At 57.9% G+C, this 15,678-nt stretch carries 13 protein-coding genes; 11 read left to right on the forward strand and 2 right to left on the reverse strand.

Annotated features, from left to right (window positions below; translation table 11 throughout):
* Nucleotides 1-4: 4 nt before the first annotated feature.
* The gene (locus tag KHA84_RS04635; RefSeq protein WP_213422355.1) at nt 5-529 is read right to left on the reverse strand and encodes a YkyB family protein; all 525 of its coding nucleotides are present in this window, start codon (nt 527-529) and stop codon (nt 5-7) included.
* A gap of 129 nt (nt 530-658) precedes the next feature.
* On the opposite strand from KHA84_RS04635, the gene KHA84_RS04640 reads away from it, so the two are divergent.
* The 11 genes from KHA84_RS04640 to KHA84_RS04690 all read left to right on the forward strand — a co-directional run bounded on the left by KHA84_RS04640 (nt 659) and on the right by KHA84_RS04690 (nt 14,271).
* The gene (locus KHA84_RS04640; RefSeq protein WP_213422356.1) at nt 659-889 is read left to right on the forward strand and encodes a hypothetical protein; all 231 of its coding nucleotides are present in this window, start codon (nt 659-661) and stop codon (nt 887-889) included.
* A gap of 137 nt (nt 890-1,026) precedes the next feature.
* On the forward strand, nt 1,027-1,470 hold the full coding sequence (gene cbpB, locus KHA84_RS04645; RefSeq protein ID WP_092095923.1) for a cyclic-di-AMP-binding protein CbpB: 444 nt from the start codon (nt 1,027-1,029) through the stop codon (nt 1,468-1,470).
* A gap of 169 nt (nt 1,471-1,639) precedes the next feature.
* Entirely contained in the window at nt 1,640-2,518 is an 879-nt protein-coding gene (locus tag KHA84_RS04650) for a LysR family transcriptional regulator (RefSeq protein ID WP_213422357.1), read from the forward strand.
* A gap of 64 nt (nt 2,519-2,582) precedes the next feature.
* The gene (locus tag KHA84_RS04655) at nt 2,583-4,910 is read left to right on the forward strand and encodes a hypothetical protein (RefSeq protein WP_213422358.1); all 2,328 of its coding nucleotides are present in this window, start codon (nt 2,583-2,585) and stop codon (nt 4,908-4,910) included.
* On the forward strand, nt 4,907-5,842 hold the full coding sequence (locus tag KHA84_RS04660; protein ID WP_213422359.1) for an ABC transporter ATP-binding protein: 936 nt from the start codon (nt 4,907-4,909) through the stop codon (nt 5,840-5,842). Before KHA84_RS04655 ends, KHA84_RS04660 begins: the two co-directional genes overlap by 4 nt.
* Nucleotides 5,839-6,669 (forward strand): ABC transporter permease, encoded by an 831-nt coding sequence (locus tag KHA84_RS04665; RefSeq protein WP_213422360.1) that lies wholly within the window; start codon nt 5,839-5,841, stop codon nt 6,667-6,669. Before KHA84_RS04660 ends, KHA84_RS04665 begins: the two co-directional genes overlap by 4 nt.
* 12 nt (nt 6,670-6,681) lie before the next feature.
* Nucleotides 6,682-8,079 (forward strand): hypothetical protein, encoded by a 1,398-nt coding sequence (locus KHA84_RS04670; RefSeq protein WP_213422361.1) that lies wholly within the window; start codon nt 6,682-6,684, stop codon nt 8,077-8,079.
* Between the two features lie 5 nt (nt 8,080-8,084).
* A complete protein-coding gene (locus KHA84_RS04675; RefSeq protein ID WP_213422362.1) occupies nt 8,085-9,077 on the forward strand; it encodes an AAA family ATPase in 993 nt (330 codons plus the stop codon).
* On the forward strand, nt 9,074-9,940 hold the full coding sequence (locus KHA84_RS04680; protein WP_213422363.1) for a DUF58 domain-containing protein: 867 nt from the start codon (nt 9,074-9,076) through the stop codon (nt 9,938-9,940). Before KHA84_RS04675 ends, KHA84_RS04680 begins: the two co-directional genes overlap by 4 nt.
* A gap of 16 nt (nt 9,941-9,956) precedes the next feature.
* Nucleotides 9,957-11,717, forward strand: coding sequence for a vWA domain-containing protein (locus KHA84_RS04685; RefSeq protein ID WP_213422364.1), 1,761 nt, complete (start codon nt 9,957-9,959; stop codon nt 11,715-11,717).
* Nucleotides 11,701-14,271, forward strand: coding sequence for a VWA domain-containing protein (locus KHA84_RS04690; protein ID WP_213422365.1), 2,571 nt, complete (start codon nt 11,701-11,703; stop codon nt 14,269-14,271). The genes KHA84_RS04685 and KHA84_RS04690 overlap by 17 nt, the downstream gene beginning before the upstream one ends.
* Nucleotides 14,272-14,325: 54 nt before the next feature.
* On the opposite strand, the gene KHA84_RS04695 is transcribed toward KHA84_RS04690, so the two are convergent.
* Nucleotides 14,326-15,546: an MFS transporter gene (locus tag KHA84_RS04695; RefSeq protein ID WP_213422366.1), complete on the reverse strand. Its 1,221-nt coding sequence runs from the start codon at nt 15,544-15,546 to the stop codon at nt 14,326-14,328.
* Nucleotides 15,547-15,678: the final 132 nt, after the last annotated feature.

The raw sequence follows: 15,678 nt of genomic DNA on the forward strand, positions 1-15,678 counted from the left end.
ACTATCACTGGTCAAACCAAGAGCGATGCCTGGAAGGCGCAGGTTTCTGGTTTCGCCGGCCTGAAGCAGGCGGATATTTTTTAGGTTCTTGCTTTTGGAAAGTGCTTTTTGTCGTCATGGCCCGCGATGAGCTTTCGGGCAATGGCCGTCCGGACTCGCTTTGTTTGATTCCGGTATATTCTTGGAGAATATGCTTGGCAGCCTTGAGCCCAAGACGGACCTTCGGGTTTCGGTAGTCAGGGTCAGGCTCACCAAGATGTTGGAGTTCTTTTATTTCTTCCCGGGTCGGCGGCAAGTGGAAATGGAACTCTCCGCAGGTGATGAGGACAGCAGACTGTCTCCGGCTGAACTTCGGATTCGGGACAGACTGGAGGCCGACCTTGTTTGCTAAACCGCCTTCTATCATTTTCATGAGTGCCGCCTTTTTCAGTTTGTACAAGAATTCATTGTCGGGTGCTGTCTTGGCGTGTTTGTTGATGATATAGATTGCCCCGGCCAGCTGCTCCCGGTTATACAGACTGTTGGCCATCCCGTTTCCTCCGTTCTTTTCGCTTTGATTTGCATACATCCTAACATGTCTGCCCGCTGATTTCACAGAAGTGGAATGAATCAGCACCATTTCGGACAAGTTAACGGAAAACGGGAAGGAGGCAACGGGATGGATATCTGGTTGTGGCCTACAATAGTGGTATCACTGCTGATTATCGCCATCGGGCTTGCTTCGTTCAGAAAGATGGACCGGACCGCGGCAGAAACTGAAAATGGCGAAGACCATATTTCGGAAGAAGTCAGTGACCATCCGTTCACGCTGAACCCGATTCTGATCGTCATTGCGGTGTCGACGGTGTTTATCGGATTCATCATCTTTTATTATGCAATGGGATATTGAACCTCATACAGGATGCCCGGGAAGCGGCTGTTTCCCGGGCATCCTGTTTTTGTAAGGTCGTCAGCCGAAACCCGGATATGATATGATGGACACAGGGAAACCAAAAAATGAAGGTTGACAAAGGGGTCGGGTCCTATATGATTTCCGTTAACAACACAGAATTTCTTCATGAGCCTATCCGTGACCATGTCATTTCATCCGAAAAAGTCGCCCATGTCCAAGTCGGCAACAATTGCGAGCATGCGCTCCTCGTACTGACGAAGACCGGCTATTCGGCAATCCCGGTATTGGATCATGAATACCGGCTAAGGGGCCTGCTCAGCATGGGGATGATCACTGAGTCCATCCTTGGTATGGAGCGGATTGAATACGAGCGGCTGTCCGATATGAAAGTCGATGAATTGATGCAGACTGATCTTCCGATTGTGAGGATTGACACCGAGTTCAGGAAGGTGTTCGATCTTCTGATCAACCATCCGTTCCTGTGTGTGGAAGACGAGGAAGGCATGTTTGCCGGAATCATGACACGCCGGGTCCTGATGAAGAAACTGAAAAAAGCGGTCTATACGATGCCGCGCTGATCAGTCGGTTCCGGAACTGTCCGGAGCCGTTTTTTTATGGCCCGTTTCGTTCCGGGCGCCGAATGAACAAACTGACCTTTTCGGAACAAGGTGGAGGTACCGGGCCGGAAAAGGGGGAATAAGAAGGTAGGCCATTTTTCGCGGGGTTTACAGGAAGGATTGAAGGAAGATGAACGTGAATGAATTTACTATCATCAAAACATTGGCAGAGGAAGGAAATATGCGGAAAGCATCAGACAGGCTGTTTATTTCACAGCCGGCGCTTTCCCAGCGGCTTCGGACCATCGAAAAAGAATGGGGCGCACCGCTGTTCATCCGATCATCAAAGGGCCTGATTCCGACGCCAGCCGGTGAGCATGTCATCCAATTTGCGCGGGAGACGCTTGTCCGGTACGAAGAAGTTACGGAAATCCTCCAGGCAATGGTCCACAAGGTGCACGGAACATTGAAGATTGCCTGCGCCTCGATTGTCGGCCAGACGTGGCTGCCGGCTGTGCTAAAGGAATTCGTCACTGATTATCCGGATGCGAAGATTTCTCTCATGACCGGCTGGAGCTCGGAAATCGTCAGGGCCCTCCATGACGGCGAAGCCCATGTCGGCATCGTCCGTGGCCATTCCGACTGGAAGGGGGCCAAGGTCCATTTGTTCAGAGATCACCTTTATCTGGTGGATACGGTGATCCGTTCCGTCGATGAAATTCCGGAAACCGAACGGCCGTTTGTCCAGTTCAAGAGCGACTCGGACTATTACGAGGAAATCAGGGAGTGGTGGCGGCGTCATTTCCAATCCAGTCCGGGCCGGCAGATCATCGTCGATCAGATTGAGACATGCCGGCAGCTTGCAGTGAACGGCATCGGCTATGCCGTGCTTCCCTCCATCACGCTCCGTGAAGATGACCCGGTCAACAAGATTCCGCTCACTGACGGTGATAACCGGTTTGAGCTGACGAGGGACACTTGGCTGATCGGCTATGAACAGGCCCTTGCCCTTCCGCAGGTCGAGGCATTCAAAGAGATCGCGCTTCGGCATGCAGAACGCGTCAAGTAAACCGGAACCGGGGCGGCGGCAGAAACGTCAAGGTGAACAGCTGGGCTAAAGGGGGATGGGGCAGTTGAGAGCGGTAAAATGGGGAACGGCTTTGATGATGTTTGCAGTGGCTGTGCTAATGGGGGCGGGTCCCGCTGCGGCGGCGCCAGAACTGACCGTCAAGGCCACGGGCGGAATAGACGGCAAAGCAAAGGAAGGTAGAGCGATGCCGGTCGTTCTTGAGATCAGAAATGACGGAGATCCGTTCCGGGGAGATCTGGTCATCGATTTCAGCAATGTTTATGAATCCGGTACAGCCAGCGCGATCGCACTGGACATCGGCCCGGGTGAGACGGAGACCGTGCGGGCAACCGTCCATTCTGCAGATTCCTATGGTTTTTCGGAACGGCAATTCCGCTTTTTTGAAGGAGGATGGAGGAACGGCAGTGAAATCAGCTATCAAGGTGACCGCCGACCGAATGTGAACTTCCACTATACGGAAACTTCGATTGCAGTCGTTCTTTCTGAAAGCGCGGACCGCCTCTCGGGACTCCGGGACCTGAACTTCGGCAACACGCCTGAATCCGAGGTGGTCGGGCCATATGACCGGAATTCCATTCTTCCTGCAGAGCCGGCCGGTTGGGAGGCGGCGGACCTGATCATCGCGGATGACGGGTTTCTGGCCGGGCTTTCAGAAGACGACCAGGAGGCCATCGCCGGCCGTATCCGGGCGGGTGCGACGCTCCTGATCGGAATGACTGATGATCCGTCCGATGCGGGGCTGTTCAAGGGAGCATTGCCGCTTGAACAGCAGGGCCGGATTGTGCTTCCGCCCGAGGCGCTTCGGGAATCGGGTACGGAAACAGCGGTCCCGGCATTCGAGGTGACATTAAAAGACGGTGCACAATCCCTTGGAGAGTGGGAAGGGCGTGTCCTTGCGGCCTTTTCTGAATACGGGGCGGGCCATATTGTTCAGACGGCATTTTCATTCGGGGATGAGCCGCTGGCTACCGCACCCGAAACTGCCGGATTCATCGGGGTGATTCTTTCGGGAATTCCGGGGAGTACTGCCGCTTATACCGGCATGTACGGCACCCCCGCAAATGATTTTGTCCATCTGGGCCAAAGTGCAACGGAGCGTTTCGAGACCTTCAGGATTCCGGTTGCGGCCGTTATTCTCATCGTGATGTTCTACATCGTCCTGGTTGGGCCGGCCCTTTACTTGGTCCTCAAAAAAAGGGACCGGCGGGAGCAGGCATGGTGGATCATCCCGGCGGCGGCGTTCCTGATCTCTGCAGGGATTTTTGCTTACGGTGCAAAGGACCGCCTGTTCCATCCCCAGTTCAGGCAGGCTGCCTTGTTCCTTTCGGACGGCAGCGGAACGCTGTCCGGCATGTACACGGGTTCCGTACTGACCAATCGGGGAGGGGACCTGGAGGTTGCCGCTTCGTCCCCGATGACCCTCTCGGCTGCAGGGGAAAGTGCCCCCTTCTCCGGCGGTTCGGGAAGCTTCGGGCATGCAGTTGCGGAACAAGCACCCGGGGGAACCTTGCTGACACTGAGGGATATGCCGTTCTGGTCGGTCCGCACGGTCCATGGGGAAACCCGTATTGCGGATGCAGGCAGTCTTGAGGCAGACCTTACAGTTTCCGGAGGCAGCCTGACAGGCACGCTCACCAACGGCTTTTCATTCCGCCTTCGGGATGTCTCTGTATGGAGCGGAACGAGTTTAATCCCGCTCGGTGATCTTGAGGCAGGGGAGACTTTGGAGATTGATGCGAAAGTGCCCGGCAGTGTGCTGTTTCCGGCGGCTTCAATGGCAGGTCCAACCGGTAGCCGATACGGAAATCCGGATGATGGGAGGGCCGGAAATATGGTGCAGGCAGCCGGTTATGCCCTGGATGGAAGGCGTCCTGCGCTCGTCGGGCATACCGCCTCTCCACTGGCCAGAGTGGGTCTGGAAGGGAAGCCGGAATACAGTTCGGTTTCGGTCATCGTGCAGCCGTTCGACCCGGAGATCCGGCTGTCCGGCCCCTTCCGCGTCCCGTCATCTGCGATCAGCGGGCCGGTTTCCCCTGAGCATCCGGACGGGTATGTGGAGCAGTATCCGGACGGCGAGCTGTTCCTGTCGCCCGGGACGTTCCTTTATGAGCCGTCCGTCCCGGCCGTCTATACACAGCCCGGAATCGGCTGGAACTTGTTTAAAGTCAGCGTTTCCGATGGGGCCGGTGTCTCCATCCTGAACCGGTCGTCCGGCGAATTTGAGGAGCTCTCAGCCGGTACGAATGAGCTTGCTCCTGTTGCGGACTTTATCGGGCAGGAGGGTGCTTTCCAATTCCGTATCGAGAGCCCGCACGACGGCGGACATTCAAGGCTGCCCGAAATCGAATTGGAAGGAGTGGCATCGCCATGATCGAAACAAGGAACCTGACCAAGTCATACGGCTCTTTCCGTGCGCTGCATGATCTGAACCTGGAAGTCGGGGAGGGGAACGTATTCGGTTTTGTCGGCGCAAACGGCGCCGGCAAGTCGACGACATTTTCGATTCTGGCGACCCTGCTGCCTCCGACTTCGGGAGATGCCTTTGTCGGAGGCCACAGCGTGCGTACGTCCCCTGCGGAAGTGCGCAGGCTGATCGGTTATATGCCGGATTTTTTCGGTGTGTATGACCAGCTGAAAACAGAGGAGTATCTGGACTTTTATGCGGCCAGCTACGGCATTCCGGCCGGAGGGCGAAAAGTTCTGATCGGCCAGCTGCTGGACCTGGTGAATCTCTCGGAAAAGAGGGACGCCTATGTCGACTCCCTGTCACGGGGGATGAAGCAGCGGCTGTGCCTGGCCCGAAGCCTGATCCATGACCCGAAAGTGCTGATCCTTGATGAGCCGGCATCCGGGCTTGACCCGAGGGCGAGGGTCGAAATGCGGGAGATCATGAAGCGGCTGAAGGATATGGACAAAACGATCCTCATCTCATCCCATATCCTCCCTGAGCTGGCGGAGATGTGTGACGAGATCGGCGTCATTGACCGGGGGCGGCTGCTGGCCAGGCAATCCGTACGGGAGATCCATTCCATGATGAAAGGGGACCGGATCATCACCGTGAAGCTGAACGGTCCTGCCGCTGCTGCGGCAGAATTCTTCGAAGAAAGGCCGTTTGTCTCGGCAATCCGCAGGGATGATGGGGCGGGCGTGGTCACATTCTCGTTTAGCGGTTCCCGGGCGGAGCAGGAGGAACTGCTTGCTGCGGCCGCTGCCCGTCGGCTCGGCATCCGTTCCTTTTCCGAAGAGGAGACCGACCTCGAAGACGTGTTCCTGTCACTGACGAAGGGAGGCGGGGCGCAATGAAGGCCGACCTGTCCAATCCGGTGCTGATGAAGGAAATCAAGCTCCGGTTCCGCTCGCCGAAAAGCTTTGTGGGCATTCTTTTTTACCTTGCTGCGATGAGCCTGTTTGTCATCGGTTTCATGTACATCATGACGCAGGACGGATCATCCGGAGGATATCTGGATCCCGCACAAAGCTATATGCTGTTCACGATGCTGACTTTTATCCAGCTTGTGCTGGTCCTCTTCATCACACCGGGACTGACCGCGGGAGCCATCAGTTCAGAGCGGGAAAAGCAGACGCTCAACATGCTGCTGACCACATCGCAGTCGTCATTCCAGATCATTATCGGCAAACTTCTGTCATCGATCGCTTTTCTGGTTCTGATGCTGGCATCCAGCCTCCCTTTGTACAGCATCGTCTTCCTGTACGGCGGTGTGTCGCCGAAACAGCTTTTTCTGCTCATGTTCTACTTCTTGCTGACCACGGTTGCAATCGGAAGTCTGGGCGTGATGTTCTCCACACTGATCAGGAAAACGATCGTCTCGATGATCGCGACTTACGGTTCGGTTCTTGCCCTGCTCGCGGTCACCGGTTTTCTCAGTGTTTTCTTCGCTTCACTGAGCCAGGGGGGCACATCTCCCGGGGCTCATCTGTTTGCGGCGATCAATCCGGCTGTTCTGACCGCCTCTCTCCTAGCATCGGATTCCGGAGATTTCCTGCACGGGATGACCGGTCTGAGGTGGCCGATCTGGCTGATTTATCTTTTGGTTTATCTGATTGTGACAGCAGTGGCTGTTTTCGTATCGGTGAAATCACTGCGTGTCAATATGGCAAGCGGAAAGTAAAGGAGGGGTGAGATGGACAGCAGGCGAAAGCTGGACGTTGCAGTCGCGCAAGTGCGGCGCAGGCTCATGGCGGTATGGTTCGTGAGGACGGCTGTACGGGGGCTGGCTACGGGCGCGGTCATGGCCGCGGCAGTGCTTGCTGCCTCCCGTCTGTTTGTCTGGCCGGGTTACGCGGGCTATGCGGGCATTGCAGCAGCGCTTGCTGCGGTCGCGGCATTTGCATATGAATGGCGGAGGTCGCCGTCGCGGCAGGAGGCTGTCAGGCTGTTGGATTCGTTTAGCCGGGACAATGTCATCCTGGCCGCAGAGACGGACGGAACCCGTGAAGGCCCGCTTTCCGCGGCCCTTGCGGATGCCGCCGCGGATGCTGCCGGCGGAGCACTGGGCCGGTTCCGGAAAAGGAGGGGGCGGTGGACGGAGCGCACGCCGCTCCTGGTCGCGGGCATCTCCGCCGCTGCCCTGGCAGGACTTGCCCTGTTTCCTTCCTCCGCACAGCTGGAAGCGCAAGAAGCCGAAGAAGAGCGGGAGATCATCGAGGATCTCGCAGACGATGTAGGCGATCTCTCGGAAAGGGCAGAGGATCCGGGAATGGAAAAACGGCTTGCTGATCTGGCCGCGGACATCAGGTCCGCCGAATCTCCGGAAGAAGCGGTCCGCAAGGCGGTCAAGCTTCAGCGTGAATTGTCCCTCCAGGAACGCCTCAGGGAACGTCCGGGAGACAGCCAGGGCCCTGCAGCCGGAGAACGCATCCTGACACCCGGCGAGGCTGCAGCGGCACTGGCTGAATTGTCCGGGGACGCCGAAGAACAGCTGGCCGGCATGGGGCGGACGTCAGGGGCAGGAGCACATGCTTCTTCCGGCAACGAATGGAACAGTTCCCCTGAAGAATCGGGAGGACAGGAAGGCCGGTCTTCGGAAGGAAGGGGAGGTGCAGAAACGGGAGCGGAAGATGAAGGGGATTCCTCCGGCGGAAATGGCGCCGGTGAATCAGAAGGCAATGGAGACGGAGTGCAGGACGGCGGCGGGAACAAAACGGAAAGCGGCAGCGGCAATGGAAGCGGGCAAACGGACGGAACTGGGTCCGGATCAGGAGAAGATGGCGGAGAAAGTCCGGATTCCGGCAGCGGGGGCTCCGGCCAGGGACCGGGTGACGGGGACCGGAATCTCATCAGTACGCCCCAGTCTCCGCCTGAACCCGGGGACACGGTGCTGGACGCAGGCCCTCAGAAAGAAGGGAAGTCTGCTGCAGAAAGCCTTGTTCCCGCAGAAAAAGGGGAAGTCCGGCCCTACGGGGAGGTGCAAGGCGAATACCGGGATGCCTATGTGGAACATGCAGGCCGTCTTGGCCTTCCGGAAGACCTCCAGCAAGTCCTGTCCGATTACTTTTCGTCGATCGACACGAGGGAGTGAGGAAAATGGCATTTACGAAAGAGGATTACAACGAAATGAGCCTGAAAATCGGCCAGGTAAAGGAAGAGGTGGGAAAGTTCATCGTCGGGCAGGAGGAGGCGGTGGACTTTACCCTTTATTCCATTCTTGCCGGTGGCCACACCCTTCTTGAGGGGTTGCCGGGACTTGGGAAAACGATGCTGATCCGGACGTTTTCCGAAGTGCTGGACCTGGGCTTTTCCCGAATCCAGTTCACGCCGGACCTGATGCCTTCAGACATTACCGGGACGACGGTGATTGAAGAGACACCAGACGGACGCAAGAACTTTGTCTTCCGCGAAGGCCCTTTGTTCAGCGAGATGGTGCTTGCTGACGAAATCAACCGTGCAACTCCGAAAACACAAAGTGCGCTGCTCGAAGCGATGGGAGAGCGGACGGTGACCGCGCTCGGAACCACGCGTCCGATGAAGGACCCGTTTTTTGTGCTTGCCACACAAAATCCGATTGAACTCGAAGGAACCTACCCGCTCCCCGAAGCGCAGCTTGACCGATTTCTCTGCAAGGTGATCGTTCCGCTTCCGGGTAAGGAAGAACTGAAGGAAATCATCCGCCGTACGACGGGAAGCCCGGCCAGAAATCTCCGGAAACTGCTGGGACCGGAAGATATCCGGCGTGCCCGTCGGATGGTGAGGGAAGTGATTTTGCCCGAGGAAATGCTGGACGTGGCAGCCCGGATCGTCACCGGCACACATCCGTCCGATTCGCCGTTGGAAGAGGTGAGCCGATGGGTCCGTTTCGGCAGCGGCCCCCGCGGGCTGCAGAGCCTGGTGCTCGCGGCGAAAGCACGGGCGTTGGCCGAAGGACGTTTCCATGTGTCAATCGGCGACCTGAAAAACTGTGCGGTTCCGGTGCTGCGTCACCGGCTGCTGTTTAACTATGAGGGTGAAGCGGCGGGCATGCCCGCGGATGAACTGATCACCCGGCTGGCCGAACTGTCCGCCGGAGGCGCATCGTCATGACGGAAGCATTTTTTTCGTCTTCCGATAAGGTTGCCGCCGGCCGACTCCGGCACTTGGCCCGCACCGCTCCAAAAGGGATGCATCACGGGCGGAACGCATCGGGAAGAAGCGGGGCATCGCAGGATTTCTCGGATTTCCAGCCCTATGCACCCGGTGATGATATCCGCAATGTCGACTGGAACGTCTACGTAAGGACGAACCAATTGTTCATCAAGCGTTTCATGGATGAGCGTGAGCTCCGTGTGTCAGTGATTTTGGATGCCAGCCGGTCAATGGGCGGTGGCCGGTGGCTGTTTGCAAGACGACTGTGCGGGATGCTCGGCCTGATGGCGCTGGCCGCCGATGACCACCTGCACTTTTTCACCGCAGGCGAACCCACGCCATCTTCCTTTACGGCAAAGGGTGCGCGGAACAGGAACCGGTTCCTGGGGCACCTGGAACAGCTGCAGTCCCCCGGAGGGACCGGCTTTGCGGGTGCGGCAGCATCAGAAAATCTTTTAGGCGCATCCGTCCGGTATATCGTGACGGACGGGCTGGAGCCGCCGGCATCATTCCGTCCTCTGTTCCGCAAACTCAGGAAAAGCGCGGGCGAGGTCCGGATGGTTTTGCTGACGGATGACCGCACGGACATGCCAGCCGGGACCCGTGATGTCCGTTTTGTCGATTCTGAGACCGGCAAAGCAGTGGATGTCACCCTTACGGCAAGCGCAATGCACAGGCAACAGGAGCTGAGGGAGCGGCATTTTTCAGAGCTTGCCGCCCTCTGCCGGGAGTACGGCATTGCCTTGCTGGAGGCGGTGGAACAGGAAGGTGCAGCGGATTTTGTGTCAAGAAAGATGAGACGGGCGGGCTGGGTCCGCTGAGCAGGGAGGAGATCGAGTGGGTTTCGGTTCAATCGGCATGATCTGGACGCTGGTCTTTCCCGCCATCGTCCTCCTTTATTATTTCTTCAGGAAGAAGTATGTGGAGCGCACGGTGCCGTCCGTGCTTTTCTGGGAAGAGTCAAGGAAGCATACGGAAAGCTCCCCTTTTGTTAGTCATCTGTCCCGGAACGCCCTGTTCTATCTGCAGATGGCAGCCCTTCTGCTGTTCGTGCTTCTGCTAATGAAACCCGGCATCACAAGTTCCGGCGATTCTTCCGGACACCTGATCGTCGTCGCGGACACTTCTGCCACGATGCTGGCCGAAAAGGACGGTGAGCCGCTGATCGAACGGCACAAGGCCCGGATGGAATTACTGATCCGGGACCATGAGGGAGCGCGGTTCACCGTCATCCGTGCGGGCGGCACACCAGAAGTGTTGCTGCAGGCTTCGGAAAAAATGGATGAAGCACTCCGCACTGTCCGGAGCCTCGGTCCCACTTACGCCCATCAGGATCTGCCCGCGGCTCTTTCCCTTGCCGGAACCGCTGCCGGCGGGGAACAGGCGGACGTGCATGTCTTTACCGACTCGGCAGTCCCTGAAGATCTTCCGGCCGCCGTGCCGGGTGTGGTCTACAGCGTTCATGCCGCCTCGGACCTTCCGGATAATGTATCGGTCGGTCAGTTCGGCATCGCACAGGGGAAAGACGGGCAATCCGCTATTGCCGTCGTGACAAATGGCTCCCAGGCTGACTACGAGGTGGCGCTGTCCCTGGAAGATGAGCAGGGAAATCCGGCAGGAGAATCCCGTGTACTGACCGTAGGGAGCGGAGAGTCCGAACGGGTCGTGTTCGACGGCCTGCCGCCTGTCCTGGGCCTGAAGCTCACGGCGGAGTCAGGTGACGGCTATCCGGCGGACAATATCGCCCATGCCGTCTCCGGCGGAGGAAAATTGCCGGTCTTTGTGGAGGCCGGGCTACATGAGCTGTTACATAAGGCCCTACAGGCGACCGGAGCCGATGTGACCGCTTACGGAAGGGAAGAGACGGAACAGCTTCCGGAAGAAGCGATTGTCGTGACCGGTTCAGAAGAGACGTTCCTCGCCCGCCGGGGGCGTACCGTCCTGTTCGGGGGTGAGGGGAATCCGGAAGAAAACCCGGTGTTCATTACGGCGTCCGACGATCCGCTTTTTGCTTTTGCTCCGGGAGAGGAGATTTATGCAGCCGGACTTTATCCGCCTTTTCCCGATATGGAGACCATCGCCGGACCGGAAAGCAATCCTCTGGTCCAGAGGGCAGCCGACGGAAGGATTGCCGTGCTGGCCGACCCGTCCATGACGGACTGGCCGCTCCGTCCCTCCTTCCCGCTGTTTCTGTGGAGCGTCATTGACAGCTATTCCCGCGAGCAGGCCGGGGCCGGCACCTTCCTTCCCGGTGAAAGCCGTCCGGTCACGCCTTCTCTCGAAGGGGGCTGGCAGCTGTTCACCGCAGGGGGGGAGTACATGGCCGAATTCGCCGCCGCCGGGGCGGTGACCGCACCGGATCAGCCCGGGCTGTATGTTCTCCGGTCCGGAACCGAAGAGCGTTACCTGGCAGTCGTGCTTCCCGATGAAGAACGCACGGTTCAGGCCGGTCCTTCGTTTACTGCCGGTGAAAGAGGAGAGGGCGGGAAATCGGGCCCCGCCGAAAAGCGGCAGCCCGTCCGGTTGTTCATCCTTCTGATCCTGCTTCTGATTCTCGCGGAATGGGAGGTGCAGCGCCGCCATGGACTTTCGTATTGAAGATCCGGTTTATCTCCTGCTCCTCCTCCCGGTGCTCGCGTATCTGTTCTGGTCATGGAACCGGGAGCGGATCAGGAACGGGCGCAATGTCCTGGTGCTGCTGATTTTGCGGATCCTGGCATCTGTCTTGCTCATCATCGCGGCAGCGTCCCCATATCTCCTGATGCGCGCCGGGGAGGAGCGGGTGTTCTTCCTGGTGGACCGCTCGGCCTCCATGGAAGGGTCAGAGGAGGAAACTTCGGCATTCCTGTCCGATGCTATCGGCCGGCACCCCGACCGGGATGTCACAGTGCTTTCGTTTGCAGGGGAAGTATCCAATAATCTGCCGGAATCCGGGAGCGCGGATATCGCCGGGAGTGCCGGGGAAACGGATCTGGAAAGCGCACTCCGTTATGCGGGAGCCGCCGCAGCAGGACATCCTGCCAGAATTGTTGTTTTGTCGGACGGCAGGGAGACGAAAGGGGATGCACTCGGATATGTCCGGAGCCAGCTGCCGGCCGGGGTGACCGTCGATGCGGCCGTTGTCGCCGCACCGGAAGCTGAAGATGTCTCCGTCTCTTCCTTCACTGTCCCGACTACCGGGAGGAAAGGGGAATCCCAGCAGCTTGAAGTGACCATCCGTTCGACCGCTCCGGCAGCTGCCCGACTTGTCCTGTTCCGAAATGATCAGCCGCTTGCCGAGCGGGATATGGATCTGGCAGAAGGGGAAAACCGTTTCACATTCAGTGACCTCCAGGTCGGAGAGGGACTTGTGAAATATGAAGCACAGGTCATCATGGAAGGTGACGGCATCCAGGAAAACAACCGGATGACTGCCGTCACCGAGATCGAAGGGCCTCCCCGTGTGCTGATCGCAGAGACCGCCGGAGACCCGAGCCCGCTGGGAGAACTGATCGGAAAAAACGGAGTCAGCACACAAACCGTCCGGGCGGACAATCTTCCCCGGGATCTTTCATCCTATCTTCAATATGATGCCGTCATTTTCGACAATGTCCCCGGACACCAGGTCGGGGAGGATCGGATGAAAGTCATCGAGCAGGCTGTCAAGACGTTCGGACTCGGCTTCATGATGGTCGGCGGAGAGGAAAGCTTTGGTCTCGGAGGCTATTTCCGGACTCCGATTGAGGACATGCTTCCTGTCGATCTGGACGTGACCGGCAAACAGGTCATCCCGTCACTGGGTCTCGTCATCGTCATGGACCGCTCAAGCAGCATGAGCGGGCGGAAGCTGGATCTGGCAAAGGAAGCGGCTGCGCGGTCCGCCGCACTCCTCAGGGAAGACGACATGCTGGGATTCATCGCATTTGACAATAGTCCGTGGGAGGTGATCGAGACGTCACCGCTGGACGATCCGGATGAAGCCACAGGGAAAATCATGTCGGTCACGCCGGGGGGCGGCACCAATATTTACCCTGCAGTCGCACTGGCCTACGAACGGCTCCGCGGCCTTGACCTGGAACGCAAGCACATCATCCTTCTGACGGACGGGATGTCCGCTCCGGGCGGCGATTACGCGTCGCTTGCAGAGGCCGGCGAAGCCGACGGCGTGACGATGTCGACCGTTGCGATCGGCACCGATGCGGACAGGCGGCTGCTCCAGCAGCTCGCGGAACAGGCGTCAGGCCGCTATTATGAAGTGACCGATGCCGATTCGGTGCCGTCCATCCTGTCGAGGGAGACGGCGATGCTGTCGAGGACCTATATCGTCGATGAGCCGTTCACGCCCGCTGTACGGGGGGAAACCGAATGGGATGCGCTGTTCGGCAACGGGCTTCCGCAGATGAACGCTTATATTGCGACGACGGCAAAGCCGGCTTCAGAGGTCATCCTTGAGAGCCCCCAAGAAGACCCCATCATCGCGGAAGGCCGGTACGGCCTGGGAAGGACACTGGCTTATACGTCCGGGTCGGGATCCTGGAGCGGAGGCTTCCCGTCCTGGGAGCGCTGGGGGGAACTGTGGACCACCGCCGTTTCCAGAATCCTCCCACAATACCGAAGCGAACCGTTCGACATCCGCAGGAATACGGACGGTTCATATTCCGTGACAGGATCGGCTTCCATGCCGTTCCTTGACATTGCAGTCGTCGATGAAAAGGGCCGCGAGCTCGAAACTGCAGTTGAACCGGTACGGCCGGGCACCGCACGCGTGCGGATACAATCCGGTCCTGGGCTCGTCTTTTTCAGGATATCCGGGGACGGGGAGATTGTCTCGACAGCCGGCATCTCGATTCCGTATGGGGATGAATACCGGCCGGGACCGCCGGATGCGGAGCGCCTTGCCGCCATCGCAGAAGCATCCGGCGGTCGCGTTCTGGAATCGGCCGAAGAGGCCCTCCGGCCGCCGGAATCGTCCAAAAAAGACATCCTCCCTGCCTGGGACTGGTTTGCCCTGGCGGCGATGCTGATCTTCTTTGCAGATATCACACTGCGGAGATTCGGAATGCCTCGTATCCGGAAACCGGGCCGGGCTTCAAAAAGGCTTGGAGATGCAGCGGTGAACAGGGAAGAGACAAGCGTTGAAAAACTGCTGAAAGCAAAAAAGCAGGAAAGATAAAATACTATGAGACAAGAAAACCCGCCATGCAGATGCATGGCGGGTTTGGTTGGCTTAACGCGCGGCCGCAACCTTTCTGGAGCGGAGCGCCTGGAGCTGTTCCCGGTGGAGCCTCGCCCAGGCGATGGTGATACCGAAGCAGACGAGCAGCACGGCGGTCCCGAACACATACGGGATGGCCATATTGAGATCGAACAGCGTTCCCGCCAACGCCGGGCCGAACATGTTGCCTAGACTCATGTAGGCATTGATCAGGCCGGCGGCAAATCCCTGTTCATTGCCTGCCATCTTCGAGATCAGTGTATTTAAAGCCGGCCGGAGCAGCGATGTGGCCGTGAAAAAGAACGTCGAAATGAGCATAAGCGACCAGAACCGGTCTACAAAGAGGATGCCGGACATTGAAATCGCCGCAATCAGTAGGTTTACCAGGATGACCCGCATCTCACCATATTTGCGGAACAGCGGATCGACAACAAATGTCTGTACAACTACCCCGACAAACCCGCCGATTGTCATAAGGATGGCAATCTCCGATGGCGAGTACGCGTATTTCTTATCCATATACATGGAAATGGTCGCCTGAAAATTGGCAAGTCCGAACGAGAAGACAAGCATAATGATCAGCAGGATAAAATAGTTCAGCGCAACGGAACGTTTCAGCTGCCCAAGGATGTTCTCCTGGCCCTTGAGGTCCTCATTTCCCGGCCCTTTTTCCGGACGCGGGTCCGGAAGAATCAACGCAGAAGACAAGGCAGCAACCAGGGCAACACTGCAGGCGATATAAAACGGGAACTGAAGACTGACGCTCGAGAGGAATCCGCCGATGGAAGGGCCGATCATGAATCCAAGGGACATGGAGGCACCGAGCCAGCCCATCCCTTTTCCACGGTCATCGAACGAAGTGATGTCCGCCACGAACGCCATCATCGGAGGAATGAGGAAAGCCGCTCCGAAGCCCGTAATGAACCTGGCGACGAACAGCATCCAGAGTTCCGTCGCAAGGCCGAATGCAAGCTGCGACAGGCCGAAGACGACCAGCCCGAAGATGATCAGCTTCTTCCTGCCATACTTGTCGGACAGGTTGCCTGAGATCGGGGAGAACAGGAATTGCGCCAGCGCAAAGGAGGAGATGAGGAACCCGAGCACCTGGCCCGCCGCCCCGAATGTCTCCAGGTAAGCCGGCATGATCGGGATGATCAGCCCGATGCCGGACATTGCGATAAACATGTTGAACATGAGGACAAACAATGCAAAACGATTGGTTCCCTCCGCCATGCCCGGGCCCCCTCCTGAAATTTCGTGTGTCAAACTATCTTACCATATCCGTATTACCCGTTACACTACCGGCTGATGCCTTTTGAAGGGGAAAATCCTAAATAAAAACAGCCCGAAATCGGAAAGATTCCG

The organism is Bhargavaea massiliensis, from assembly GCF_018390575.1.
GTDB classification, from domain to species: Bacteria; Bacillota; Bacilli; order Bacillales_A; family Planococcaceae; genus Bhargavaea; species Bhargavaea massiliensis.

What these genes read in the sequence shown, in the direction of transcription:
- KHA84_RS04635 (WP_213422355.1), bottom strand. Translation starts at nt 529, where the DNA reads ATGGCCAACAGTCTGTATAACCGGGAGCAGCTGGCCGGGGCAATCTAT.
- KHA84_RS04640 (WP_213422356.1), top strand. Translation starts at nt 659, where the DNA reads ATGGATATCTGGTTGTGGCCTACAATAGTGGTATCACTGCTGATTATC.
- cbpB (WP_092095923.1), top strand. Translation starts at nt 1,027, where the DNA reads ATGATTTCCGTTAACAACACAGAATTTCTTCATGAGCCTATCCGTGAC.
- KHA84_RS04650 (WP_213422357.1), top strand. Translation starts at nt 1,640, where the DNA reads ATGAACGTGAATGAATTTACTATCATCAAAACATTGGCAGAGGAAGGA.
- KHA84_RS04660 (WP_213422359.1), top strand. Translation starts at nt 4,907, where the DNA reads ATGATCGAAACAAGGAACCTGACCAAGTCATACGGCTCTTTCCGTGCG.
- KHA84_RS04665 (WP_213422360.1), top strand. Translation starts at nt 5,839, where the DNA reads ATGAAGGCCGACCTGTCCAATCCGGTGCTGATGAAGGAAATCAAGCTC.
- KHA84_RS04670 (WP_213422361.1), top strand. Translation starts at nt 6,682, where the DNA reads ATGGACAGCAGGCGAAAGCTGGACGTTGCAGTCGCGCAAGTGCGGCGC.
- KHA84_RS04675 (WP_213422362.1), top strand. Translation starts at nt 8,085, where the DNA reads ATGGCATTTACGAAAGAGGATTACAACGAAATGAGCCTGAAAATCGGC.
- KHA84_RS04680 (WP_213422363.1), top strand. Translation starts at nt 9,074, where the DNA reads ATGACGGAAGCATTTTTTTCGTCTTCCGATAAGGTTGCCGCCGGCCGA.
- KHA84_RS04690 (WP_213422365.1), top strand. Translation starts at nt 11,701, where the DNA reads ATGGACTTTCGTATTGAAGATCCGGTTTATCTCCTGCTCCTCCTCCCG.
- KHA84_RS04695 (WP_213422366.1), bottom strand. Translation starts at nt 15,546, where the DNA reads ATGGCGGAGGGAACCAATCGTTTTGCATTGTTTGTCCTCATGTTCAAC.